Source organism: Leifsonia sp. 10N434, from assembly GCF_056394405.1.
Genome location: NZ_JBFTHV010000004.1, coordinates 432,133 through 453,525, shown reverse-complemented (window position 1 = coordinate 453,525; position 21,393 = coordinate 432,133). Strand labels below are relative to the sequence as shown.

At 69.5% G+C, this 21,393-nt stretch carries 21 protein-coding genes and 1 tRNA gene; 14 read left to right on the top strand and 8 right to left on the bottom strand.

Translation table 11 applies throughout. The features are described from left to right. Nucleotides 1–93: 93 nt before the first annotated feature. Nucleotides 94–690 (top strand): nitrobindin family protein, encoded by a 597-nt coding sequence (locus AC1DB1_RS13495; RefSeq protein WP_271175549.1) that lies wholly within the window; start codon nt 94–96, stop codon nt 688–690. Next, nucleotides 690–1,871: a CAF17-like 4Fe-4S cluster assembly/insertion protein YgfZ gene (gene ygfZ, locus AC1DB1_RS13490; RefSeq protein WP_477201139.1), complete on the top strand. Its 1,182-nt coding sequence runs from the start codon at nt 690–692 to the stop codon at nt 1,869–1,871. Before AC1DB1_RS13495 ends, ygfZ begins: the two co-directional genes overlap by 1 nt. Before the next feature lie 189 nt (nt 1,872–2,060). On the opposite strand, the gene AC1DB1_RS13485 is transcribed toward ygfZ, so the two are convergent. Further along, nucleotides 2,061–2,909, bottom strand: coding sequence for a class I SAM-dependent methyltransferase (locus tag AC1DB1_RS13485; RefSeq protein ID WP_477201138.1), 849 nt, complete (start codon nt 2,907–2,909; stop codon nt 2,061–2,063). Nucleotides 2,910–2,945: 36 nt separating this feature from the next. Here AC1DB1_RS13485 and AC1DB1_RS13480 point away from each other — a divergent pair, with 36 nt between their 5' ends. Both AC1DB1_RS13480 and AC1DB1_RS13475 read left to right on the top strand, forming a co-directional pair. Then, complete coding sequence (locus AC1DB1_RS13480; RefSeq protein WP_477201137.1) at nt 2,946–3,695, top strand: phosphoglyceromutase; 750 nt, start codon at nt 2,946–2,948, stop codon at nt 3,693–3,695. Between the two features lie 62 nt (nt 3,696–3,757). Then, nucleotides 3,758–4,453: a 2'-5' RNA ligase family protein gene (locus AC1DB1_RS13475; protein ID WP_477201136.1), complete on the top strand. Its 696-nt coding sequence runs from the start codon at nt 3,758–3,760 to the stop codon at nt 4,451–4,453. 335 nt (nt 4,454–4,788) lie between these two features. On the opposite strand, the gene AC1DB1_RS13470 is transcribed toward AC1DB1_RS13475, so the two are convergent. Further along, nucleotides 4,789–5,727, bottom strand: a complete 939-nt coding sequence (locus AC1DB1_RS13470; RefSeq protein WP_477201135.1) for an RNA polymerase sigma-70 factor — start codon at nt 5,725–5,727, stop codon at nt 4,789–4,791. A 168-nt stretch (nt 5,728–5,895) separates the two neighbouring features. On the opposite strand from AC1DB1_RS13470, the gene AC1DB1_RS13465 reads away from it, so the two are divergent. After that, a complete protein-coding gene (locus tag AC1DB1_RS13465; protein WP_477201134.1) occupies nt 5,896–7,236 on the top strand; it encodes an FAD-binding oxidoreductase in 1,341 nt (446 codons plus the stop codon). Between the two features lie 60 nt (nt 7,237–7,296). Here AC1DB1_RS13465 and phoU read toward each other — a convergent pair whose 3' ends face one another. After that, entirely contained in the window at nt 7,297–7,953 is a 657-nt protein-coding gene (gene phoU / locus AC1DB1_RS13460) for a phosphate signaling complex protein PhoU (protein WP_271175543.1), read from the bottom strand. A gap of 191 nt (nt 7,954–8,144) precedes the next feature. Between phoU and AC1DB1_RS13455 the strand changes: the two genes are divergently transcribed. After that, nucleotides 8,145–9,299: a sensor histidine kinase gene (locus AC1DB1_RS13455; RefSeq protein WP_477201133.1), complete on the top strand. Its 1,155-nt coding sequence runs from the start codon at nt 8,145–8,147 to the stop codon at nt 9,297–9,299. Continuing rightward, nucleotides 9,296–9,979, top strand: a complete 684-nt coding sequence (locus tag AC1DB1_RS13450) for a response regulator (RefSeq protein ID WP_477201132.1) — start codon at nt 9,296–9,298, stop codon at nt 9,977–9,979. Before AC1DB1_RS13455 ends, AC1DB1_RS13450 begins: the two co-directional genes overlap by 4 nt. Nucleotides 9,980–10,063: 84 nt before the next feature. Here AC1DB1_RS13450 and AC1DB1_RS13445 read toward each other — a convergent pair whose 3' ends face one another. After that, nucleotides 10,064–10,552, bottom strand: a complete 489-nt coding sequence (locus tag AC1DB1_RS13445) for a hypothetical protein (protein ID WP_477201131.1) — start codon at nt 10,550–10,552, stop codon at nt 10,064–10,066. 177 nt (nt 10,553–10,729) lie between these two features. Here AC1DB1_RS13445 and AC1DB1_RS13440 point away from each other — a divergent pair, with 177 nt between their 5' ends. The 4 genes from AC1DB1_RS13440 to rlmB are packed head-to-tail and all read left to right on the top strand — an operon-like array spanning nt 10,730 to nt 14,906. After that, entirely contained in the window at nt 10,730–11,212 is a 483-nt protein-coding gene (locus AC1DB1_RS13440) for a CarD family transcriptional regulator (RefSeq protein ID WP_021763858.1), read from the top strand. Nucleotides 11,213–11,223: 11 nt separating this feature from the next. Beyond that, on the top strand, nt 11,224–12,384 hold the full coding sequence (gene ispD, locus AC1DB1_RS13435) for a 2-C-methyl-D-erythritol 4-phosphate cytidylyltransferase (RefSeq protein ID WP_477201130.1): 1,161 nt from the start codon (nt 11,224–11,226) through the stop codon (nt 12,382–12,384). 42 nt (nt 12,385–12,426) lie between these two features. After that, complete coding sequence (gene cysS / locus AC1DB1_RS13430; RefSeq protein ID WP_271175538.1) at nt 12,427–13,860, top strand: cysteine--tRNA ligase; 1,434 nt, start codon at nt 12,427–12,429, stop codon at nt 13,858–13,860. Continuing rightward, nucleotides 13,857–14,906, top strand: a complete 1,050-nt coding sequence (rlmB, locus tag AC1DB1_RS13425; RefSeq protein ID WP_271175537.1) for a 23S rRNA (guanosine(2251)-2'-O)-methyltransferase RlmB — start codon at nt 13,857–13,859, stop codon at nt 14,904–14,906. Before cysS ends, rlmB begins: the two co-directional genes overlap by 4 nt. Nucleotides 14,907–14,942: 36 nt before the next feature. Here the strand turns inward: rlmB and AC1DB1_RS13420 are convergent, their stop codons facing one another. Further along, on the bottom strand, nt 14,943–16,250 hold the full coding sequence (locus AC1DB1_RS13420; RefSeq protein ID WP_271175536.1) for a DUF4032 domain-containing protein: 1,308 nt from the start codon (nt 16,248–16,250) through the stop codon (nt 14,943–14,945). A 115-nt stretch (nt 16,251–16,365) separates the two neighbouring features. Beyond that, nucleotides 16,366–17,460, bottom strand: a complete 1,095-nt coding sequence (locus AC1DB1_RS13415) for an ABC transporter ATP-binding protein (RefSeq protein ID WP_271175535.1) — start codon at nt 17,458–17,460, stop codon at nt 16,366–16,368. A gap of 298 nt (nt 17,461–17,758) precedes the next feature. Here AC1DB1_RS13415 and AC1DB1_RS13410 point away from each other — a divergent pair, with 298 nt between their 5' ends. Both AC1DB1_RS13410 and AC1DB1_RS13405 read left to right on the top strand, forming a co-directional pair. After that, a complete protein-coding gene (locus AC1DB1_RS13410) occupies nt 17,759–18,691 on the top strand; it encodes a DsbA family protein (protein WP_477201129.1) in 933 nt (310 codons plus the stop codon). Nucleotides 18,692–18,775: 84 nt separating this feature from the next. After that, nucleotides 18,776–18,848: transfer RNA gene (locus AC1DB1_RS13405), tRNA-Thr, on the top strand. 31 nt (nt 18,849–18,879) lie between these two features. Here AC1DB1_RS13405 and AC1DB1_RS13400 read toward each other — a convergent pair. After that, a complete protein-coding gene (locus AC1DB1_RS13400) occupies nt 18,880–19,296 on the bottom strand; it encodes a hypothetical protein (RefSeq protein WP_477201128.1) in 417 nt (138 codons plus the stop codon). 243 nt (nt 19,297–19,539) lie between these two features. On the opposite strand from AC1DB1_RS13400, the gene AC1DB1_RS13395 reads away from it, so the two are divergent. Beyond that, nucleotides 19,540–19,872 (top strand): hypothetical protein, encoded by a 333-nt coding sequence (locus AC1DB1_RS13395; protein ID WP_477201127.1) that lies wholly within the window; start codon nt 19,540–19,542, stop codon nt 19,870–19,872. 16 nt (nt 19,873–19,888) lie between these two features. Here AC1DB1_RS13395 and AC1DB1_RS13390 read toward each other — a convergent pair whose 3' ends face one another. Continuing rightward, entirely contained in the window at nt 19,889–21,355 is a 1,467-nt protein-coding gene (locus AC1DB1_RS13390; protein ID WP_477201126.1) for an amidase, read from the bottom strand. Nucleotides 21,356–21,393 lie beyond the last annotated feature (38 nt).

Sequence of the window (21,393 nt, the reverse complement as noted above, 5' to 3'; positions counted from 1 at the left end):
ACTCCTGGGTCTGGCCTCCCTCGCCATCGCGGGCGTCTCCGTGGTGGTCGTCTACAACCTGTTCCGGGGTCAGCGCTAGGAGCGTCACGATCCATGATCGAGATCCCGACCGACCTTCCCGCCGAACTGGTCCCGCTCTCCTGGTTGCTGGGGGTGTGGGAGGGCACGGGTGTGCTCGACTACGCCGTCGATGAGGCCCACACCGAACTGGAGTTCGGTCAGCGCATCAGCTTCAGCCACGACGGTCAGCCCTACCTCAACTACTCGGCCACGTCCTGGGTCCTCGACGAGAACCACACGCCGCTCGCGGCGGAGACCGGATACTGGCGCCTCAGCCGCACGCTCATCGAGGGCGACGCCGGACCGGCCATGCTCCCCGGAATCGGCGCCCAGCCGTTCACGACGGCCCAGTCGGTCGAGGCGCTGCGCAACTCGCACGGCGGCTTCGACATCGACGTCTCGATCATCCATCCGGATGGCGTGAGCGAGCTCTACCTGGGACAGGTGGCCGGCCCCCGCATCGATCTGGCCACGGATGCCGTGGTCCGCACCGCGGGCGCCAAGGAGTACACGGCCGCCACCCGCCTCTACGGGCTCGTCGAGAACCACCTGCTCTGGGCCTGGGACATCGCCGCGCTCGGCCAGGAGTTGCGCACGCACGCGTCCGCCCGGCTCGCCAAGGCCGAGTGATGGACTCCACCGCTTCGCCGTTCCTCTCCCTCCCCGGTGCCGTCGACACGGCCGGGATGCACGCCCGCGCCAGCACCGCCGACACACCCGACGGCGCTCCTGCCGGCTCGGGTCACGATGCCGGCATCCCCGCGCACTACGGCAACCCGCTCGGCGAGCAGCGCGCACTGGCCGAAGGTCGCGCGATCGTCGACCTCTCCGACCGCTCCGTGCTCACGATCACCGGCCCCGACCGGCTCAGCTGGCTGAACTCGCTCACCAGCCAGAGCCTGCTCGGGCTGCAGCCGGGGGAGTCGTCGGAGACCCTGCTGCTCGATGTGACCGGCCGGCTGGAGTACGCGGTGCGGCTCGTCGACGACGGCGAGACCCTCTGGATGCTCGTCGAGCGCGACGAGGCGGAGGGACTGCTCGCCTGGCTCGACCGGATGCGCTTCATGCTCCGCGTCGAACTCGCCGACCGCTCGGCGGACCTCGCCACCATCGGAACCCTCGGCGATCCCGCCCTTCCGATCGCGGCGCCCAACGGTGTGCCGCTGATCTGGCACGACCCCTGGCATGCCGTGACACCCGGTGGCCACCAGTACGCCCAGGGCGAGCATCCGGGCGCCGATTGGTCGTACAGCGAGCGGCTGGTGCCACGGGATGCGCTGCCGTCGATCGTCACGCGCGTCACGTCGGGCGAGTTCTCGGCTGCCGGACTGCTGGCGCTCGAGGCGATGCGGATCGCGGCCTGGCGCCCCCGGTTCGCCACCGAGGTCGACGAGAAGACGATCCCGCACGAGCTGGACTGGCTGCGCACGGCCGTGCACCTCACGAAGGGCTGCTACCGCGGCCAGGAGACCGTGGCGAAGGTGCACAACCTGGGACACCCGCCGCGGCGTCTCGTGATGCTGCACCTCGACGGGTCGGAGGGTGTGCATCCGGTTCGTGGCGCCGTCGTGTCTCTCGAGGGACGTGAGGTCGGCGTGGTGACGTCGACCGCGCTCCACTACGAGCTCGGTCCGATCGCGCTCGCCGTGGTGAAGCGGTCGACGGATGCTGCGGCCACCCTCACGGTCGACGCCGACGGCACGCCGGTCGCCGCCGCGCAGGAGATCGTGGTGCCGCCGGAAGCGGGCGCCGAAGCCCATGTGCCGCGCCTGCCGCGGATCGGCGCTGTCACGCGGCAGCCGCGCGGCTGACCTGCGCCCGCGCTGCCTGCACTGCCTGCACTGCCTGCACCTCGGGCCCCGCACCTGCACCCCGTCCCACGCCCTTTCCGCCTCCGCGCACCCTCCCCGCCTCCACGCTCAAAACGAGGGGTCCCAACACGCCGCGTGCGTGAAAGCCGAGCGGCGTGTTGGGACCCCTCGTTTCGAGCAGCGGGGCGGCTACCAGGCGAAGCCGCGCGGCGCGACGGCGGCCCAGTCGACGGTGAGTTCGCCGAGGCGCCAGCGCGCGGTGCTCGCGCGCACCGGCCAGCCCGCGTCGCGCATCCCACGGGCGACCGCGATCCAGCGCTGCGTCGGTCCGTAGGCGGCGAGCGGGGAGTGCACGCGCCAGAGGCGGTCGAGGTCGCGCATCAACTCGTGCACGGGCTCGCCGGGGACGTTGCGATGGATGAGGATCTTCGGCAGCCGCTCGGCCACCACCGAGGGCAGTTCGAGCTCGGCCAGCCGCAGCGAGATCGTCAGGTGCCTCGGGCCGTCCGCCGTCACGTCGACCCAGCTCGCGATGCGCCCGATCTCGTCGCAGGTGCCGTCGACGAGCACGCCCGGGGCGCGCGGGTCGCCGGGCTGCAAGCGGGTGACGAGGCGTCGCCAGGCCGGGGCGACCTCCGCCTCGTCGTACTGCCGCAGCACGTTGAAGGCCCGGATGATCGCAGCACGACGCCCGTCGGGTAGGGGCACCTCGAAACCGCCCAGCGCGAAGTCGATGCGGGCGTCTGGGGAGAACCCCGTACGACCCTCCCTGACGACGCGCAGCTGGTCGAGGGCTGTGCGCACGCGGCCCGGTTCGATCTCGAGTCCGAGCACGTCGACATCCGGTCGTGCCTTCGCCAGACGCTGGTGGAGCTCGAGGGCGGTGACGCTGCTGGCGCCGTAGCCGAGGTCCACCACGAGCGGGTCCGACGTGCGGCGGAGCACCGGCAGAGTCGCCATCCAGCGGTCGACCCGGCGGAGGCGATTGGTGTTCGTGGTGCCGCGGGTCACCGTGCCGATCACGCCTGCCGATGCCATACGAACAGTCTCGCAAACCCCGATAGATTAGAAGGCATGTCCGCGCCTTACACACTGATCCTCCTCCGCCACGGCAACAGTGAGTGGAACCAGCAGAACCTGTTCACCGGCTGGGTCGACGTCCGCCTGAGCGAGCAGGGCGTCGCCGAAGCGAAGCGTGCGGGCGAACTGCTCGCCGAGTCGGGGCTGCACCCCGACATCCTGTACACGTCGGTGCTCACCCGCGCCATCCAGACCGCGAACCTCGCACTCGAGGTGGCCGACCGGCTGTGGATCGACGTCAAGCGCTCCTGGCGGCTCAACGAGCGCCACTACGGTGCTCTCCAGGGGCTGGACAAGGCCGAGACCCTCGAGAAGTACGGCCCGGAGCAGTTCCAGCTGTGGCGCCGCTCGTTCGACGTGCCGCCGCCACCGCTCTCCGACGACAGCGAGTGGTCGCAGGCGCACGACCCGCGCTACGCGGGCCTGGGCGACGACCTGCCGCGCACCGAGTGCCTCAAAGACGTGATCGAGCGGATGCTCCCCTACTGGGAGTCCGACATCACGGGTGACCTGGCGGCCGGCAAGACGGTGCTCGTCACCGCTCACGGCAACTCGCTGCGCGCCCTGGTGAAGCACCTCGACGGCATCTCCGACGACGACATCGCCGAGCTGAACATCCCGACGGGCATCCCGCTGGTCTACCGGCTCGATGAGAACTTCGCGCCGATCGCCCCCGGTGAGTACCTCGACCCCGAGGCCGCTGCCGCCGGCGCCGCGGCCGTCGCCGCGCAGGGCAAGAAGTAGCGGCAGCAGCCACGAATCACAGCTTCGTCGTCGTCGCGTTCCTCTCGGAGCGCGGCGACGACGTGTTTCCGGCCTCGGACTGGCCGCCGCATGTGACCGTCGTCCCGCCGTTCGAGACCGAGCTGTCGGCGGATGCGGTGGCCGGCCTGTTCCCGCCGGCGCGCCCGATCGCGGTGCGGGTCGGGGAGCCGGAGCTCTTCGGATCCCGGCGCACGGTGCCCGTGCTGCTGGTCGAGCCGTCGGACGCGCTGGCGGCGCTGCACGTCGCGCTCGTCGACGCTCTGGAGGCGTCCGGCGCGCGCATCGGCGACGTGCGGCACGTGCGCGACGGGTACCGGCCGCACATCACGGTGCGGCGTGCGGCGGCGGTGCGTGGTGCGGCGGGTGAGTCGGGCGGCGCGGCGGGTGAGTCGGGTGCAGCGTGGGAGTCGGGTGCGGCGGGGCAGTCGGGCGCAGCGGCGGAGTCGGGTGCGGCGGGGCGGTCGGGCGCGGCGGGCGAGTCGGGCTCGGCAGAGCAATCGGGGACGGCGGGCGAGTCGGGCACGGCAGAGCAATCGGGCACGGCAGAGCAATCGGGCGCGACGGGTGCGGCGAGCGAGGCCGGTGGGGCGGATGCCGCGAGCGAGGCCGGTGGGGCGGATGCCGCAGCCGTGCATCCCGGAGCGCAGTTCGTGCTCGGCGCCCTCGCGCTCGTCGATCGCGCGCCCGAGGGCCAGCGCGGCTCCCGTCGCGTCGTCGCGCGCGTACCGCTCGCCTGACGCTGACGGCCCGAATCGCGGAACTCTCTCCGACCCAACCCGACCCGATGCGTTGAGTGAAGGCGGTCCGAATCGAGTCGGGGCTTAATCACGCTCCCGGCCGAAATCGCGGGACTTTTCCCCGACTCGACCCGAGCCGAGCCGAGCGGAGCCGATGCGCTGGGCGAAGGTGGTCAGAATCGAGTCGGGGCTTAATCGCGTTCTCGGGCGGAAACGCGGGACTTTTCCCCGACTCGATGAGCAGGGTCGTTGAGCGGGGTCGTTGAGCAGGGTCGGGCGAGCGCAGCGGGGCGGGCGAGCGCAGCGGGGCGGGCGAGCGCAGCACGGCGGCGCGGTCAGCGGCGCAGGGCGGTCTCCCGCTGCATGTGCGACAGCTTCTCCGGGTTGCGCACGGTGTAGAGGCCGGCGATGCGCCCGTTCTCGATCCGCACCGTCAACACGCCCTCGAGCCCGTCGCCTGAACGGAGCACGAGGGCCGGCCGGCCGTTCACCTCGACCGCCCGCACCGACGTCGCTGCGCCGCCGATCCGCGTCAGCAGTGTGACCACGGCGTCGACACCCTCGATCGGCACCAGGCTGGCCTGCACGACGCCGCCGCCGTCGCCGAGCAGCACGACATCCGGCGCCAGGATGTCGAACAACCCCTGCACATCACCGCCCGAGACCGCCCGCTGGAACGCGTCGAGCACCGCCCGCGTCTCGGCGGCCGACACTGCCACACGCGGACGCCGGGCCGCAACGTGCTCCCGAGCCCGATGCGCGATCTGGCGCACAGCCGCGGGGGACTTGTCGACGGCGTGCGCGATCTCGTCGTAGTCGACGTCGAACACTTCGCGTAGCACGAACACGGCGCGCTCGGCCGGGGTGAGCGTCTCGAGCACCAGCAGCATCGCCGTCGAGACGCTCTCGGCGAGCTCGACGTCGTCGGCGACGTCCGGGCTGGTGAGAAGCGGCTCGGGCAGCCACGGCCCGACATACAGCTCCTTGCGGCGATCGAGGGCCCGGATGCGGGTGAGCGCCAGGCGCGTCGCGATCCGCACCAGGTAGGCGCGCTGATTCTCCACGATGTCCTGGTCCACCCCCGACCAGCGCAGCCAGGTCTCCTGCAGCACATCCTCGGCGTCGGCGGCGGACCCGAGCATCTCGTAGACGACCGTGAACAGCAGATTCCGATGGGCGACGAACGCGTCGAGGGCCGCATCCGGTCCGCTGTTCATCGCACCGGTCTCCTGTGTGTGCGCGACGCTTTCGCGCTCGGACGGCGTCCCCGCCATGTGCCACCCCATTTCACTGACCAACTGTGTCACTCATCAGACGCCGAACGCACCCGTTCTGTGACACGCGGTCCGCGACAGGCGCAAAGGGTGCCGGATGTCACAGCACGGCGGCGCCCGGCGTCCTATGGATGACCCGGAAAATCCCGTCAGCAGAAGGAGACATCCATGAGCTCAGTGCTCGAAACCATCGGTCGTGACTTCGGTGGCGACATCATCGAACCGGATGCGGCAGCCTACGAGTCGGCGCGTCGCACCGTCCTGGCGTCCGGAAGCCCGGCGTACGTGTTCCGGCCGGAGAGCGTCGCCGACGTGCAGGCGGCCGTGCGCTTCACCGCGCAAGCCGGCCTTGCGCTGTCGGTGCGCGGCGGCGGCCACGCCTTCGCGGGATTCGGCACGAACGACGGCGGAGTGGTGATCGACCTGGGCCGGCTCGCGGCCGTGGAGGTCATCGACGGCGAGCGTCACGTCGTGCGGATCGGCGGGGGAGCGACCTGGGGCCAGGTCGCCGACGCGCTCGCCCCGCTCGGTCTCGCCATCTCCTCCGGCGACACGAAGAGCGTCGGGGTCGGCGGGCTGACGCTGTCGGGCGGCATCGGCTGGAAGGTCAGAAGATACGGACTGGCCCTGGACAACGTGGTCTCCGCCGAGTTGGTCACGGCAGCGGGCGAGCTCGTGCGGGCGAGCGCCGACGAGAACGCCGACCTGTTCTGGGCGATCCGTGGTGGCGGCGGAAACCTCGGGATCGTCACTGCGTTCGAGTTCGCCGCGCATCCGACGACCGCGGTGTTCTCGGGCATGATCGCCTTCCCCGCCGCCGAAGCAGATGGCGTGCTCCAGGGCTGGGCGGAATACCTCCGCACGGCCCCGGAGGAGCTCACGTCGACAGCGGATCTCGCCAATCCCTTCGCCGGCGGCCCGGATGCCCCGGTGACGATCCACGTCGTGTTCGACGGTGACGACCCGGAGCTCGCGGCGGCAGCCCTCGACCCGATCCGCCGGCTCGGCACGGTGATCGCCGACGATGTCGCCCTGAAGCCATACGCCGAGATACTCGTCGAGGGCGCGACGCCGCCCGCTGGCATCCTGTTCATCACCCGGAGCGCGTTCGCGGATCCGGGGTCGGTGCCCGAGGTGCTGCGGACCCTCGTCGACATCGGGTCGACGGCAGGGTCGCCCTTCATCGCGGTGCGCAGCCTCGGCGGCGCCGTGTCACGTGTGCCCGAGGACGCGACCGCCTACGCCCATCGCCGGGCGGAACTGATGGTCGTGACGACCATCGCGGGACCGGCGCCGGTCGTCGACGCGGCGCGAGCGGGCTTCGACGCGGCCTGGACGAGGCTCGCTCCGCTGGTCGACGGCGCCTACGCGAACTTCCTCAGCTCGGCCACCGACGAGGATGTGCACGCGATCTACCCGCCGGCGACCTACCGACGGCTCGCCGAGGTCAAGCGGAAATACGACCCCGAGAACCTGTTCGCCGGCAACCACAACGTGCGACCGGCGTAACAGGAGGGACGGGACCAGCGGGAGCGGCAGACACCGCAGGAGCAGCGCCGGGGCGGGCGCTCAGGACGCGAGTTCGGGCGCCCAGTCCCCGGTGCCGAGGTACTGGACCTTCTTGGCGATCGAGACCGCGTGGTCGGCGAAACGCTCGTGGTAGCGGGAGGCCAGGGTGGCGTCGACCGTGTCGACGGCCTCGCCCTTCCAGGTCTCGCCGAGCACCTTGTCGAAGACGCTCACGTGCAGCTCGTCGATCTCGTCGTCTTCGTTGCGGATCTCGTCGGCGAGGGCCAGGTCCTGCGTGCGCAGCAGCTCGGCGAGCTTGGTCGCGATCAGCACGTCGAGACGGCCCATCTCGGCGAAGGTGCTGCGGAGGCTCTTCGGAACGACCTTGTCCGGGAAGCGGTAGCGCGCGAGCTGGGCGATGTGCTCGGCCATGTCGCCCATCCGCTCGAGCGAGGCGCTGATGCGCAGCGCGCTGACGACGATGCGGAGGTCGCGGGCGACAGGCTGCTGCCGCGCGAGGATCTGGATGGAGAGCTCGTCGAGCAGCACCGTGAGCTCGTCGATCTTGTTGTCGTTCGCGATGACCTCTTCGGCCAGGCTGACGTCGGACTTGTTGAAGGCCTGCGTCGCATTCTGGATGGAGATGACGACGAGTTCGGCGATCTCCACCAGACGATCCTGAACTTCTCGCAGCTCCTGCTGGAATACTTCGCGCATGGGGTGTGGTCCTTCCTGGCGTGCGTGCGCACGCAGAATGCGGGGCCTTCTGGCCCTGCTCAGCATGTTCCCTTCGTCAGGTTAACGAACGGTGCCGTACGCCTGAACACTGTCTAAAGTACCCGCGAAACTGCGGGCTTCGGTGCGGGATGCGTCGTTCGCGCCCGTTCGGGATGCGTACTCTTGGATTCATGGACTCCGCCTGGTTGGTGCTGCTGTCTCTGGCACTCGGCCTCGCAGTGGGCGCCGGATTCGTCTGGCTGCTGCACATCGCCGCGCGCCGGGGCGACCACGCCGTTCAGGTGGCGAGTCCGACAGTGCCGGATGGCGTGGATCAGGTGCTCGACGCGCTCGAGTCCGCGGGCGTCGTGCTCGACCCGTCGAACAATGTCATCAAGGCGTCGCCCGGAGCGCACTCGATCGGTCTGGTGTGGAACGGCGCGCTCGTGCATCCGCATCTCGTCGAGCTCGTCGATCAGGTGCGGCGCAACGGGGAGCCGGTCACCGAGGACTGCGAGCTCGCCCGCGGACCGTTCGGCGACGCGAGCATCTACCTGAGCGTGCGCGTGGCACGGCTCGGGACCCGGTACGTGCTGCTGCTGGCCGAGGACCGCACGGAGTCGTTCCGGCTCGAGACGGTGCGCCGCGACTTCGTGGCGAACATCAGCCACGAGCTCAAGACGCCGATCGGCGCGGTCGGCCTGCTCGCCGAAGCGCTCAACGACGCGTCCGACGATCCCGACCAGGTGCGCCGGTTCGCCCACCGCCTCACGGAGGAGTCGCACCGCCTGGCCCGGATCACGCAGGACATCATCGAACTCAGCCGGCTGCAGGCGGCCGACGCCTTCACCAACGCCGAGCGGGTGTCGGCGAACAAGGTGGTCTCGGCCGCGCTCGACCAGAACCGGGTGGCGGCGGAGGCCCGCGGCATCGAGCTGGCGGTCAAGGGCGACAAATCCGCCCAGGTCATCGGCGAGGAGGCCCTGCTGGTGACCGCGGTGCACAACCTCGTATCGAACGCCATCCAGTACTCGCCGGACGACTCGCGTGTCGGCATCGGCGTGCGCACCATCGACGGTGTCGTCGAGATCGCCGTGACCGACCAGGGCGAGGGCATCCCCGAGGACGACCTGGACCGCGTCTTCGAGCGGTTCTTCCGGGTCGACCAGGCGCGTTCGCGCCACACCGGAGGCACCGGCCTCGGCCTCGCGATCGTCAAGCACGCCGTTCAGAACCACGGCGGCGAGGTGCGCGTCTGGTCCCAGCCCGGCCGCGGGTCGACTTTCACCATCCGGCTTCCCGAAGCATCCAGCGTCGCTCGTCCCCCGATAGGAGAACCCACGTGACATCGATCCTGCTCGTCGAGGATGAGGCATCCCTCAGCGAACCGCTCGCCTACCTGCTCAAGCGCGAAGGCTTCGAGGTGACGGTGGCCGAGGACGGACCGACCGCCATCGCCGAGTTCGACAAGGGCGGCACCGACCTCATCCTGCTCGACCTGATGCTCCCCGGCATCCCGGGAACCGAGGTGTGCCGCGAGATCCGCACCCGGTCGTCCGTGCCGATCATCATGCTGACGGCCAAGGACTCCGAGGTCGACATCGTGGTCGGCCTCGAGCTCGGCGCCGACGACTACGTGACCAAGCCGTACTCGTCGCGCGAGCTGCTGGCGCGCATCCGGGCCGTGATGCGGCGCCGGGTGGAGTCGGAGGAGATGGAGGACGACAGCGTCCTCGAGGCCGGGTCCGTCAAGATGGACGTCGACCGCCACACGGTGGCCGTGAACGGCGCCGAGATCTCCATGCCGCTCAAGGAATTCGAGTTGCTCGAGCTGCTGCTGCGCAACGCCGGGCGCGTGCTGACCCGCGGTCAACTCATCGACCGGGTGTGGGGGAGCGACTACTTCGGCGACACCAAGACGCTCGATGTGCACATCAAGCGCATCCGCTCGCGCATCGAGGAGAGCCCGTCGGACCCGAGCATGCTGGTCACGGTACGTGGACTGGGGTACCGCTTCAACGCGTGACCTCCGGAACGCGTTACGAGTGACGCGGAACGCGAAAGGGCCGGGACCCCGCGGGGTACCGGCCCTTTCTGCTGTCTGTGGGGCTCAGCCCTGAGCGGGCAGGATCGCCGGGGGGACGAGAGCGGTGTACTCGGGGAGCTGCCCGTCGAGCACGGGCACCTTGAGCTGGACCCCGGTCTCGTCGGCGTACTGGAAGTACACCGGGTACAAGCTGCCCGGAATCGAGGTGAAGTTGCTGAGGAAGACGTTTCCGGTGGCGGCTTCCGGCTTGCTGCCCACCTGCTTGACCTCGCCCGGCTGCACGGTGACGTACACGGAGGCAGCGGAGGAGTCGCCGGCCTGGACGGCCACACGGTGGCTCTTGGTGTCGTTGTTGACCAGGGTCATGACGAGGTTGCCCACGTCGCCGCCCTTGGTGTCGGTGACGATGATGGCGTTGCGCACGTCGATCTGGCCGACGTTGCCGCTCACTCCGTCGCTGGCGTCGTAGTGCTTCGTGGTGGCCTGCGGAGCGATGAAACCACAACCTGCGGTTCCGAAGGCGACCGCCAGAGCGAGGACGACGGATGCCACGACACGAGCTTTCACTGATGACCCTCCAGATCGTTTCCGCCGGCCATGAGAAGGCCGTGAGAGAAGCGGAATGCGATTCGAGTTTACCGTATGCGTGCGGGCGCTCAGGCGCGTGAGGGCGAACATTAGCACGTGCCTCGTGTGGTATCCTAGTAGTTGCTGAAGGGACATCAATCTATGCTTTTCGAGGTTGGCGAAACCGTCGTTTACCCGCATCACGGGGCCGCAACGATCACCGAAGTCAAGAAACGAATCATCAAGGGTGAAGAGAAGCTCTACCTCAAGCTCAATGTGACGCAGGGAGACCTCACGATCGAGGTCCCTGCAGAGAACGTCGACCTGGTCGGCGTTCGCGATGTGATCGGCAAGGAGGGCCTCGACCGCGTGTTCGAGGTGCTGCGAGCTCCGTTCACCGAGGAACCCACCAACTGGTCGCGCCGCTACAAGGCGAACCTCGAGAAGCTCGCCTCCGGCGATGTGATCAAGGTCTCCGAGGTCGTCCGCGACCTCTGGCGCCGTGATCAGGACCGCGGGCTGTCGGCCGGCGAGAAGCGCATGCTCGCCAAGGCACGTCAGATCCTAATCTCCGAGCTCGCCCTGGCTGAGAAGACCGACGACGAGAAGGCCTCCAGCCTGCTCGACGAGGTTCTCGCCTCCTAGGCGTCGCGTCCGTGGCCCGGGTCGCGGTGGTGGTCGTCGCCGCCGGTAATGGAACGCGCCTCGGCGCGGAACTTCCGAAGGCGTTCGTCACCCTCGCCGGGTCCACGCTGCTCGAGCGCTCGCTGCATGCCGTCGCCGGTATGCGCGAGCGCCCCGAGGTGATCGTCGTCGCGCCCGCCGAACTGGTCGCCGAGGCGCGCAGTCTCGCCGACGCGTCGTTCGGCGCTGCGGTGACGGTCGTGCCCGGCGGTGCGACCCGCCAGCGCTCCGTCGCGGCGGGGCTCGCCGCGCTCAGCGCCACCGTCGAGGTGGTGCTCGTGCACGATGCGGCCCGCGCCCTCACGCCGTCGTCGCTGTTCGATGCGGTGGTGCGCGACGTCGACCATCACGGGCACGGGGTGATCCCCGGCCTGCCGGTGAGCGACACGATCAAGCGCGTCGGCTCCGACGGCGAGATCCACGAGACGGTTGACCGCTCGGTGCTCTCCGCGGTGCAGACCCCGCAGGCCTTCCCCCGCGCCGACCTCGACGCCGCGTATGCCGCCGCGACCTCCGACGAGACCGATGACGCTGCGCTGGTTGCCGCGGCCGGGCATCCGGTGTCGGTGGTACCGGGCGACGCCCTCGCCTTCAAGATCACTACCCCGTGGGACCTGCGGCGTGCGCAGGAGCTCCTCGACGCGCCATCGACCCCGCTACCGCGCATCGGCCTGGGGACCGACACGCACGGCTTCGACCCCTCCGCCGAGCTCTGGCTCGCCGGGCTGCACTGGCCGGGTGAGGTCGGGCTTGCGGGCCACAGCGACGGGGATGCCGTTTCGCACGCGATCACGGACGCCCTGCTCTCGGCCGCCGCGCTCGGCGACATCGGTGGCGTCTTCGGCACGAGCGATCCGCGGTTCGACGGGGCGCGGGGAGAAGTGTTCCTGAGCGAGACACGACGGCTCGTCGAGTCGGCCGGGTTCCGGATCGGGAACGTCTCCGTACAGCTGATCGGCAACAGCCCCCGGTTCTCGCCGCGTCGCGCGGAGGCGGAGGCCGTGCTCTCCGGTGTGCTCGGTGCGCCGGTGACGGTGAGCGCGACGACGACGGACGGCCTCGGCTTCACCGGCCGCGGCGAAGGCGTGACGGCCATCGCGACGGCCCTGCTGCTGCAGAGCCCCCGCGGCTGACCCGCCGTAACCGGCGGGTGGCGGTCCCGTAGGCTATGGGGCGTGACTGTGCGACTCTACGACACGAAGGCCGGCGCCCTTCGCGACTTCATCCCGATTCGCGACGGTGAAGTAGGCATCTACGTCTGCGGCCCGACCGTGCAGTCGTCCCCGCACATCGGGCACCTGCGTTCCGCACTGGTCTACGACCAGCTGAGGCGCTGGCTGAACTACCGCGGCTACGCCGTCACCCTCGTGCGCAACGTCACCGACATCGACGACAAAATTCTCGTGAACGCCGCGGCCGCCCAGGCCGAGGGCGGCTCCGAGGAGTGGTGGGCCCTCGCCTACCGGTTCGAACTCGAATTCACGGCCGGGTACACGGCACTCGGCGTGCAGCCGCCGACCTACGAGCCCCGCGCGACCGCGAGCATCCCGCAGATGCAGGAGATCATCGCGCGCCTCATCGACCGCGGGCACGCCTATGCCGCCGCCGACGGCTCCGGCGACGTGTACTTCGACGTGAAGAGCTGGCCGGCGTACGGTGAACTCACGCGTCAGAGCATCGACAATATGGAAGCGGCGGCCGACGCCGATCCACGCGACAAGCGCGACCCGCGCGACTTCGCCCTCTGGAAGGGCCGCAAGAACGACGAGCCGGCGTCCGCGTCGTTCCCGTCGCCCTGGGGCGACGGTCGTCCCGGCTGGCACATCGAGTGCTCCGCGATGTCGCGCCGTTATCTCGGCGCCGAGTTCGACATCCACGGCGGCGGGCTCGACCTGCGCTTCCCGCATCACGAGAACGAGATCGCCCAGTCGACCGCTGCCGGCGACGCGTTCGCGCGCTACTGGGTGCACAACGGACTCGTGAACGTCAACGGTCAGAAGATGAGCAAGTCGCTCGGCAACTCCGTGTACGCCGCCGACCTGCTCGGCGCCGCCCGGCCGCTCGTAGTGCGGTACTACCTGGGCTCTGCGCACTACCGGTCGACGATCGACTTCCACGACGGCTCGCTCCTCGAGGCCGAGGCGGCCCTCGACCGGATCGCCGGATTCTTCGAGCGCGTCGACCGGCGCCTCGCGTCGACCCGGTTCGCCGGGAGCGGTGTCGAGGTCGTGCCCGCCGCGTTCGCCGAGGCGATGGACGACGATCTGGCCATCCCGCAGGCCCTCGCGGTGCTGCACGACACCGTACGCACAGGAAACGCGGCGCTGGATGCGGAAGACTTGGAGGCTGCGGCCACGGCACGCGGGCAGGCGCTCGCGATGACGGAGGTCCTCGGCATCAATCCATTGTCACCGCAATGGAGTTCGGCGGGATCGTCCGCAGCCGACGCAGCCCTGGCACAATTGGTCGATCGGCTCCTCGCCGACCGGCAGGCCGCGAGGGCGAATCGCGACTTCGCCGCAGCAGACCGTATCCGCGACGAACTGACGAGCGCGGGAATCACCATCGAAGACACCCCCACGGGGTCGCATTGGAGCATTGAACAATGAAGAACTCGGGTGGAAAGCCCCGCGCCGGAGCGGTGCGCAAGAGCAGGAAGGGCCCGCAGGTCGGGTCCGGCGGTCAAGGTCGTCAGGCGCTGGAAGGCAAGAAGCCGACCCCGAAGGCCGAGGACCGCCCGTACCACCCCGCCGGCAAGGCGAAGGCGGCGCGCGAGCGCTACGCAGCGGCCGGCGGCCGGGGCAAGCCGGGTCAGTCCGGTCAGTCGCAGCGCGGCGGCCGCGGTGACACCGCTCCCCGTGGTGCGTCGGGTGCTGCCCGCCGGTCGAAGAGCGGCGACGAGAGCGAGATCGTGACCGGTCGCAACTCGGTGGTCGAGGCCCTGCGCGCGAACATCCCGAGCACGAACCTCTACATCGCGGCGCGCATCGAGACGGACGACCGGGTCAAGGAGATCCTGTCGATCGCGACCGGCAAGGGTATCCCGATCCTCGAGGTGATGCGGCCGGAACTCGACCGCCTCGCCGGCCGCGACGCGGTGCACCAGGGCGTGGCGTTGAAGGTGCCGCCGTACGAGTACGCGCACCCGACCGACCTGCTCGAGAAGACCCTGCGATCCGGCCAGACGCCGCTGTTCGTCGCGCTGGACGGCATCACCGACCCGCGCAACCTCGGGGCGATCATCCGGTCGACGGCGGCGTTCGGCGGTCAGGGTGTCATCGTGCCGCAGCGTCGCTCGGTCGGCATGACCGCATCGGCGTGGAAGACCTCCGCCGGTGCGGCTGCCCGCACCCCCGTAGCGATGGCGTCGAACCTCACTCAGACGCTCAAGGCGTTCAAGGAGGCCGGCGTCTTCGTGCTCGGTCTCGACGGCGGCGGCGACGTGTCGCTGCCGGGGCTCTCGTTCGCCGACCGGCCCGTGGTGGTCGTCGTCGGGAGCGAGGGCAAAGGCCTGTCTCGCCTGGTCACCGAGACCTGCGACGCCATCGTGTCGATCCCGATCACCGCGACCACCGAGTCGCTGAACGCCGGCATCGCCACGAGCGTCACGCTCTACGAGATCGCGAAACTGCGCGCGGAGGCGGCGCAGAAGTAGCGGGAAACGTCTGACCTGTCGCCCGCCGGCGGCGGGTCAGACCTTGGAGCGCCAGTCGTCGTCGTCTTCGTCGGTCGCGCCGGTGCCCGGCTCCGAGGCGAGCACCGGGATGCTGATGGTCTCGGTCGGGGGCTCGATCACCGTCGCCTCGTCGCGACGGTGGCGCAGGATGTCGTTGATGTACGAGGTGAGGGCCTCCGCGAGCGGCACGTCGCGACCCTCGGCCTGCGACATGAACCAGCGGTGCTCGAGCAGCTGGTGGAAGACCTCGGCCGGCTCGAGCTTTCCCTTGAGGTCGGTCGGGATGGCACGCACGACCGGCTCGAACACGCGCATCAGCCACTCGTGGGCGGCGGCTTCTTCGTCGAGACCCTGCTTGCCGAGGGTCGCCGAGTAGGAGTCGAGGTCGTTGAGCAGGCGTCTTGCCTGGTTCTCGCCGGTGTCCAGCCCCGTGAGACGCAGGAGGCGACGCTGGTGGTGACCCGCGTCCACGACCTTCGGCTGGATGCGCACCGTCGTGCCCTGGTCCGAGGTCTTGATCGCCAGTTCCTCGATGTCGAAGCCCAGGTCGTTGAGCCGGTCGACGCGCTGGCTGATCCGCCACCGCTCGGACGACGAGAAGGACTCGCTGCCGGTGAGCTCCTTCCAGAGCGAACGATAGGCGGCGACGATGCCGTTCGAGACCTTGATCGGGTCGAGCGCCTCATCGACGCGGCCGCCGGCCTCGAGGTCCATCAGCTCGCCGGCGATGTTGACGCGGGCGATCTCGAGGTCGTTCTCGCGCTGGCCGTTCGAGAGGCCGCCGTCGTAGAGCTGACCCGTCTCGGCATCCACGAGGTAGGCCGCGAAGGCGCCGGCGTCGCGGCGGAAGAGCGTGTTCGAGAGCGAGACGTCGCCCCAGAAGAAGCCGACGATGTGCAGCCGGACGAGCAGCACGGCCAGCGCGTCGACGAGGCGGGTCGCGGTGTCCGGTCGCAGGGTCTGTGAGAAGAGCGCGCGATAAGGGAGCGAGAATTTGAGGTGGCGCGTGACGAGGGCGGCCTTCAGCGGCGTGCCCTCTTCGTCTTCGCGGTTGTTGATGATCGCGACGGGGTCGACGCACGGGATGTCCATCCGCTGCAGGGTGCGCAGCATCTCGTACTCGCGTTTGGCCATCTCGGCCGTGGTCTCTTTGATGGCGATGACGTAGCCGGACATGTTGGCGAACCGCACCAGGTGGCGGGAGATGCCCTTGGGCAGGATCGCGATGTGCTCGTTCGACCACTCGTCGAGCGGGATGTTCCAGGGGAGGTCGAGGAGGGCGGGATCGACGGTCGCCGCGGTGATGTTCAGGGAGCCGGCCATGAGGAAAACCTATCGGATGCGGCGGCCGCCGGAATGAACGGGAGAACCGCCGGGGAGAAGCACAGTGCCGCAGCCCGGAAGGACTGCGGCACTGTGATGGAACGGATGTGCGACCTTAGTCGACGACGGCACCGCCGAGGCGCTCGCCGGACTCGGCGTGGAAAGCGTGGACGTGTCCCGGCTTCGGGGTGATGTACACCGTGTCGCCCGCGTTCGGGTGGATGCGACCGTCGACGCGGCCGACGATGTCGGTGCGCTTTCCGTCGATCTCCGAGTGGCCGTACAGGTAGCCGTCGGCGCCGAGCTCCTCGACGAGGTCGACCGTGACCTTGAGCCCGGTGTTCTCGGTGGCGGAGACCACGACGTCTTCCGGACGGACACCGATGGTGACCGACGGGCCGGCGTTCGCGATGATCTCGCGCTCGATCGGGACGATCGAGGTGCCGAACTTGACGCCGCCCTCGGTGACGTCGGCCGAGAACAGGTTCATGGCCGGGCTGCCGATGAAGCCGGCGACGAACACGTTGTTCGGCTGCGCGTACAGGTCGCGCGGGGTGCCGACCTGCTGCAGGACGCCGTCCTTGAGCACCGCGATGCGGTCGCCCATGGTGAGCGCCTCGGTCTGGTCGTGGGTGACGTAGACCGTGGTGACACCGAGACGACGCGTCAGCGACGCGATCTGGGTGCGGGTCTGGACGCGGAGCTTGGCGTCGAGGTTCGACAGCGGCTCGTCCATGAGGAACACCTGAGGGCTGCGGACGATCGCACGGCCCATCGCGACGCGCTGACGCTGACCACCCGAGAGGGCCTTCGGCTTGCGGCCGAGGTACGGCTCGAGGTCGAGGAGCTTGGCTGCCTCGAGAACGCGGGTGGCGCGCTCGTCCTTGTTGACGCCGGCGATCTTGAGCGCGAAGCCCATGTTCTCGGCGACGGTCATGTGCGGGTAGAGAGCGTAGTTCTGGAAGACCATCGCGATGTCGCGGTCCTTCGGCGGGACGTCGGTGACGTTGCGCTCGCCGATGAAGATGTTGCCGTCGTTGACCTCTTCGAGGCCGGCGAGCATGCGGAGCGACGTGGACTTACCGCAGCCGGAGGGGCCGACGAGGACGAGGAACTCGCCATCTGCGATGTCGAGGTCGAGCTGATCGACCGCGGGACGGTTGGAACCCGGGTACAGACGGGTTGCCTTGTCATAGGTGACTGACGCCATTGTTTTTCTTACTCCTTCACCGGCAGGTACGTGCCGGACGATCCGTTGTGAATGGGTAGGTGGAACTGTCGCCCTGGGGCGACGGTGCCACGACCCCATAGTATGTCATCGGCGAAGACGCCGTGACCAGTACGCGGGTCACGGCTCGGTAACCGCCCGGTGGCGTTCAGCCACCGTCTGGGTGATTCCCAGACTGCCGAAATACGATCGTCCGGTTGCGCCTGCACGAAGCTCCGTGCGCGACCACCGAGCCGCTTCCCCCCGCGGCGCCCACGAAATGACCCCCGGAGTGACATCCATGACCGACGGCCCCGAAGACAGCCGCCCAGCGAACGAACGGCGTGAAGCTGCGCGGGAGAAGGCTCTCCAGCTGCGCACGACGCAGCAGCGCAAAGACCGCAGGAACAGGGTCTTCGTGACCGGCGGCATCGTCGTCGGCGTGCTCGCCGTCGTCGCTGTCGTCGCGGTGATCATCGTGACCGCCATCCGGCCGTCGGTGCCCGGCCCCGCCAACATGGCGAGCGACGGCGTCGTCATCGGCTCCGGCCTCAAGGTGAAGCAGACCCCCTCCCTGGCCGCCGACGCGTCGCCGATCGCGTCGACGCCCGACCCCAGCGGCAGTGTCGTGAGCATCCGGGTGTACTCCGACTACCTCTGCGCCCTCTGCGGCGACTTCCAGCGCACGAACGGCGAGCAGCTCGAGCCGCTGATCAAGAACGGCGCGGTGACTGTCGAGCTCCACCCGATCGCCATCCTCACGAGCCACTCGGCCGGAACCAAGTACTCGCTCCGAGCGGCCAACGCCGCCGCGTGCGTGGCGAACTACGCGCCCGACAGTTTCTGGGCGTTCAACAACGCCCTCTTCGTCAAGCAGCCGGAGGAGGGGAGCGCCGGTCTGACCGACGCTCAGCTGAAGAAGCGCGTCGCCGACTCGGGAGCGACCTCGCTCTCGTCGATCGACAGCTGCATCGACGACGGCACGTACAAGAACTGGGTGACCTCGGCCAGCGACCGGGCTCTCACCGGGCCCATCCCGAACTCGTCGGTGAAGCAGCTCACGGTGGCGCCGCTGGTGCTGGTGAACGGCAAGCAGTACACCGGCTCGCTGAAGAGTTCGGACGACTTCCAGGCCTTCGTGCTGCAGGCGCAGGGCGACCAGTACTCGTCGACGCCGACGCCGTCGCCGGTGCCCGGAAAGACCTCGACGCCCACGCCGACGGTGAAGAAGTAGGCACCGTCCCGCGCGCGTCTTCGCGGATGTCGCGGCCCCGGCCGTCCTCTAGGATGGTCTCGCGAGTGGGCCGCGCCCGCTCCGGCCGGCCTGGCGCAATTGGTAGCGCACCGCTCTTGTAAAGCGGGGGTTACGGGTTCGAGTCCCGTGGCCGGCTCTCTGTGGGACCGCCCGCTCCGGCGTATCGCTCACTCCGGGGGTGCGTTGATCGTGCCGTCGCTGATGGTGCAGCGGGGCGTGTCTCCCTCGAATCGTGGATTCTTGAAGGTGACGTGCATTTCGGGCTCGTCCTCGGTCGGCGTCCAGTCGGTGGAGCAGCCGTCGACGATCGTGATCCGGGTCTTCACGTGCATCGGGACGGTGAAGGTCCTGTAGAAGCCGGCGCGCAGGGTGACCCGGATGGCCTTGTGATGCGCTGGCGCGATGATGAATTCGTTGGTGGCGGTGGAGTGCACGTCGGAGAAGCCCACCATCACCGCTCCGCTTGATGGCGACGGAGCACAGCCGGCCAAGGCGCCGAGAAGGACAGTACCGGCCAACGCCGCGACGATGCGTCGACGGACACCGGCGCCGTACCGGACTCGGGCCGCTGTTCGGGAGGTCATGGTCGCCACTCTCCCTCGCAGTCCACGATGCCGCCACCAGCCCTGGATGACGAACGGCGACGGTCCGGATCTGATCGTGCCAGTCGACGCGCGGCGGCGTCAATCCGGATCGCGGACCGATGCGGCACGTGCCCCCCGCGCGGCGAGCAGGTCGACCCATCTGGAGCCCGCCGTTGGTGCTTCCGCCGACGACTCCGCGGGCTGTACCCTTCGGAAAAAGGGGGTGTCGTGATGAGTGTTCACATGGCAGAGCTGGAGCGCGTGGCCGGTATCAGGAGGCGTGTGGGAACGCTGGTGACGCTGGCCGTGATCGCCGGTGTCGGCGCGTGGCTGGCCGGGCCGTTCGGGGTCGTGCTCCTGGTGGCCGGTGACGATGCCGGATGGCTGTTGGTGGGCGCGGGGACGCTGCTGCTCGCGGCGTGCGTGACCGCGATCGTGTTCGCGGCGCGCATCCGGCGCGCGATCGCCCAGCAGAGTCTCCCCGGCAAGGAGAACCCGCACTTCGACGAGCCGGTTCCCTCGCAGGACCCGCGACCCGGAATCGCATGGGCCGGATCGCAGCTCGGCTCGAGCTGACGGCCTACCCCGCTTCCTACTGAGGCCGCTGGAACTGCGGCCGCTCGAAGCCGCCGATCGTCTGCTCCAGCAGCTCCGCGAGCCGCAGCGTGGTGCGGTCCTCGAACATCGGGCCGATGAGCTGCACACCGACGGGCAGTCCTTCGGGGGACCGGCCGGCGGGGATCGCGGTGGCGGGCAGTCCGGGCATGGTGGAGAGGCCCGCCCACACGGACTGATCCGAGTAGGGGTGCTCGACGCCGTCGATGAGGATCTGCCTGTCCCCGCGGTCGGAGGTGTGGTCGTGCGGGAACGCGGGCGTCGACGTGACCGGGCAGACGACGGCGTCGAACTCCGCGAAGAACTCTCGCCAGCTCTGGCGGTGCAGTTCGCGGCGGCCATCCGCCTCGATGAAGTCGCGATGGCTGAGGACCATGCCGCGGACCCGGGCGGCACTGAGGCTCGTGTCCTCAGCTCTGAGGCTGCCGGCGAGGGTTCGCAGCTGCTCGTATCCCCTGGGCGGGATGCGTGCTCCGGTGTTCGAGAACATCAGCAGCGCGTAGAGCGTGGCGGCCTCGGCCAGATCGGGCAGGAGCGGGCTGTGACGCTCGACGCGGGCTCCGGCGTCCGCGAGCGCGGCAGCGACCCGGTTCACCCCGTCCCGCACCGCGGAACCGGTCGCAACGAGCGGATGCTCGTCGAGAACCAGAACGCGGAAGTCGGAGAGTCTCTCGTGGCGAGCGGGAGGCAGGTTCAGGTCGTAGGCAACGCCGAGCGTGAGCGGGTCCGGTCCCGCCATCACATCCAGCAGAAGGGTGAGGTCGCGGGCGGTGCGGGCCATCGGTCCGCAGACGCCGAGGTCCCCCTCGACCGGGAGTGCGGGGGCCGGCGGGGGCACCATCCCACGGGTCGCGACGAGTCCGAAGGTCGGCTTGTGCGCGTAGACGCCGCAGAAGTGGGCCGGGTTGCGCAGCGAGCCGGCGAGGTCGGAGCCGACCGAGAGCGCGCCGAATCCCGACGCCAGCGCTGCCGCCGAGCCGCCGGAGGATCCGCCCGGGGTGCGGCCGAGATCCCACGGGTTGTTGGTGGTGCCGTAGAGCTCATTGAAGCTCTGCCAGTCCTGCAGCATGTACGGCACATTCGTCTTGCCGAGGATCACGGCGCCCGCCGCCTTCAGGCGCGACACCACGACCGCGTCCTCGGTCGGCACATAGTCTGCGAAACGCGGCATCCCCCAGGTCGTCGGGAGGCCGGTGACGTTGTACGACTCTTTGACCGTCACCGGGAGGCCGAGCAGCGGTCGGTCCTCGCCGCGGGCCAGAGCTTCGTCGGCCCGGCGCGCGGCCGCACGTGCGCGGTCGAAGTCCGGCACGCAGATCGCGTTGATGGCTGTGTCATCCCGCTCGATACGGGAGATCGCGTCGTCGGTCAGCTCCACCGACGTCACCTCGCCGGCACGCAAGGCGGCCGTGAGTTCGTGCGCCGAAAGGAAACCCCACTCCACGGACCAATGCTAGCGATCGGCGGCATGCGCTGGCCGCA

Excerpts from the sequence above, each read along its gene's own strand:
- AC1DB1_RS13495 (WP_271175549.1), top strand. The coding sequence starts at position 94 with ATGATCGAGATCCCGACCGACCTTCCCGCCGAACTGGTCCCGCTCTCC.
- ygfZ (WP_477201139.1), top strand. The coding sequence starts at position 690 with ATGGACTCCACCGCTTCGCCGTTCCTCTCCCTCCCCGGTGCCGTCGAC.
- AC1DB1_RS13485 (WP_477201138.1), bottom strand. The coding sequence starts at position 2,909 with ATGGCATCGGCAGGCGTGATCGGCACGGTGACCCGCGGCACCACGAAC.
- AC1DB1_RS13480 (WP_477201137.1), top strand. The coding sequence starts at position 2,946 with ATGTCCGCGCCTTACACACTGATCCTCCTCCGCCACGGCAACAGTGAG.
- AC1DB1_RS13470 (WP_477201135.1), bottom strand. The coding sequence starts at position 5,727 with ATGGCGGGGACGCCGTCCGAGCGCGAAAGCGTCGCGCACACACAGGAG.
- AC1DB1_RS13465 (WP_477201134.1), top strand. The coding sequence starts at position 5,896 with ATGAGCTCAGTGCTCGAAACCATCGGTCGTGACTTCGGTGGCGACATC.
- phoU (WP_271175543.1), bottom strand. The coding sequence starts at position 7,953 with ATGCGCGAAGTATTCCAGCAGGAGCTGCGAGAAGTTCAGGATCGTCTG.
- AC1DB1_RS13455 (WP_477201133.1), top strand. The coding sequence starts at position 8,145 with ATGGACTCCGCCTGGTTGGTGCTGCTGTCTCTGGCACTCGGCCTCGCA.
- AC1DB1_RS13440 (WP_021763858.1), top strand. The coding sequence starts at position 10,730 with ATGCTTTTCGAGGTTGGCGAAACCGTCGTTTACCCGCATCACGGGGCC.
- rlmB (WP_271175537.1), top strand. The coding sequence starts at position 13,857 with ATGAAGAACTCGGGTGGAAAGCCCCGCGCCGGAGCGGTGCGCAAGAGC.
- AC1DB1_RS13420 (WP_271175536.1), bottom strand. The coding sequence starts at position 16,250 with ATGGCCGGCTCCCTGAACATCACCGCGGCGACCGTCGATCCCGCCCTC.
- AC1DB1_RS13415 (WP_271175535.1), bottom strand. The coding sequence starts at position 17,460 with ATGGCGTCAGTCACCTATGACAAGGCAACCCGTCTGTACCCGGGTTCC.
- AC1DB1_RS13410 (WP_477201129.1), top strand. The coding sequence starts at position 17,759 with ATGACCGACGGCCCCGAAGACAGCCGCCCAGCGAACGAACGGCGTGAA.
- AC1DB1_RS13400 (WP_477201128.1), bottom strand. The coding sequence starts at position 19,296 with ATGACCTCCCGAACAGCGGCCCGAGTCCGGTACGGCGCCGGTGTCCGT.
- AC1DB1_RS13395 (WP_477201127.1), top strand. The coding sequence starts at position 19,540 with ATGGCAGAGCTGGAGCGCGTGGCCGGTATCAGGAGGCGTGTGGGAACG.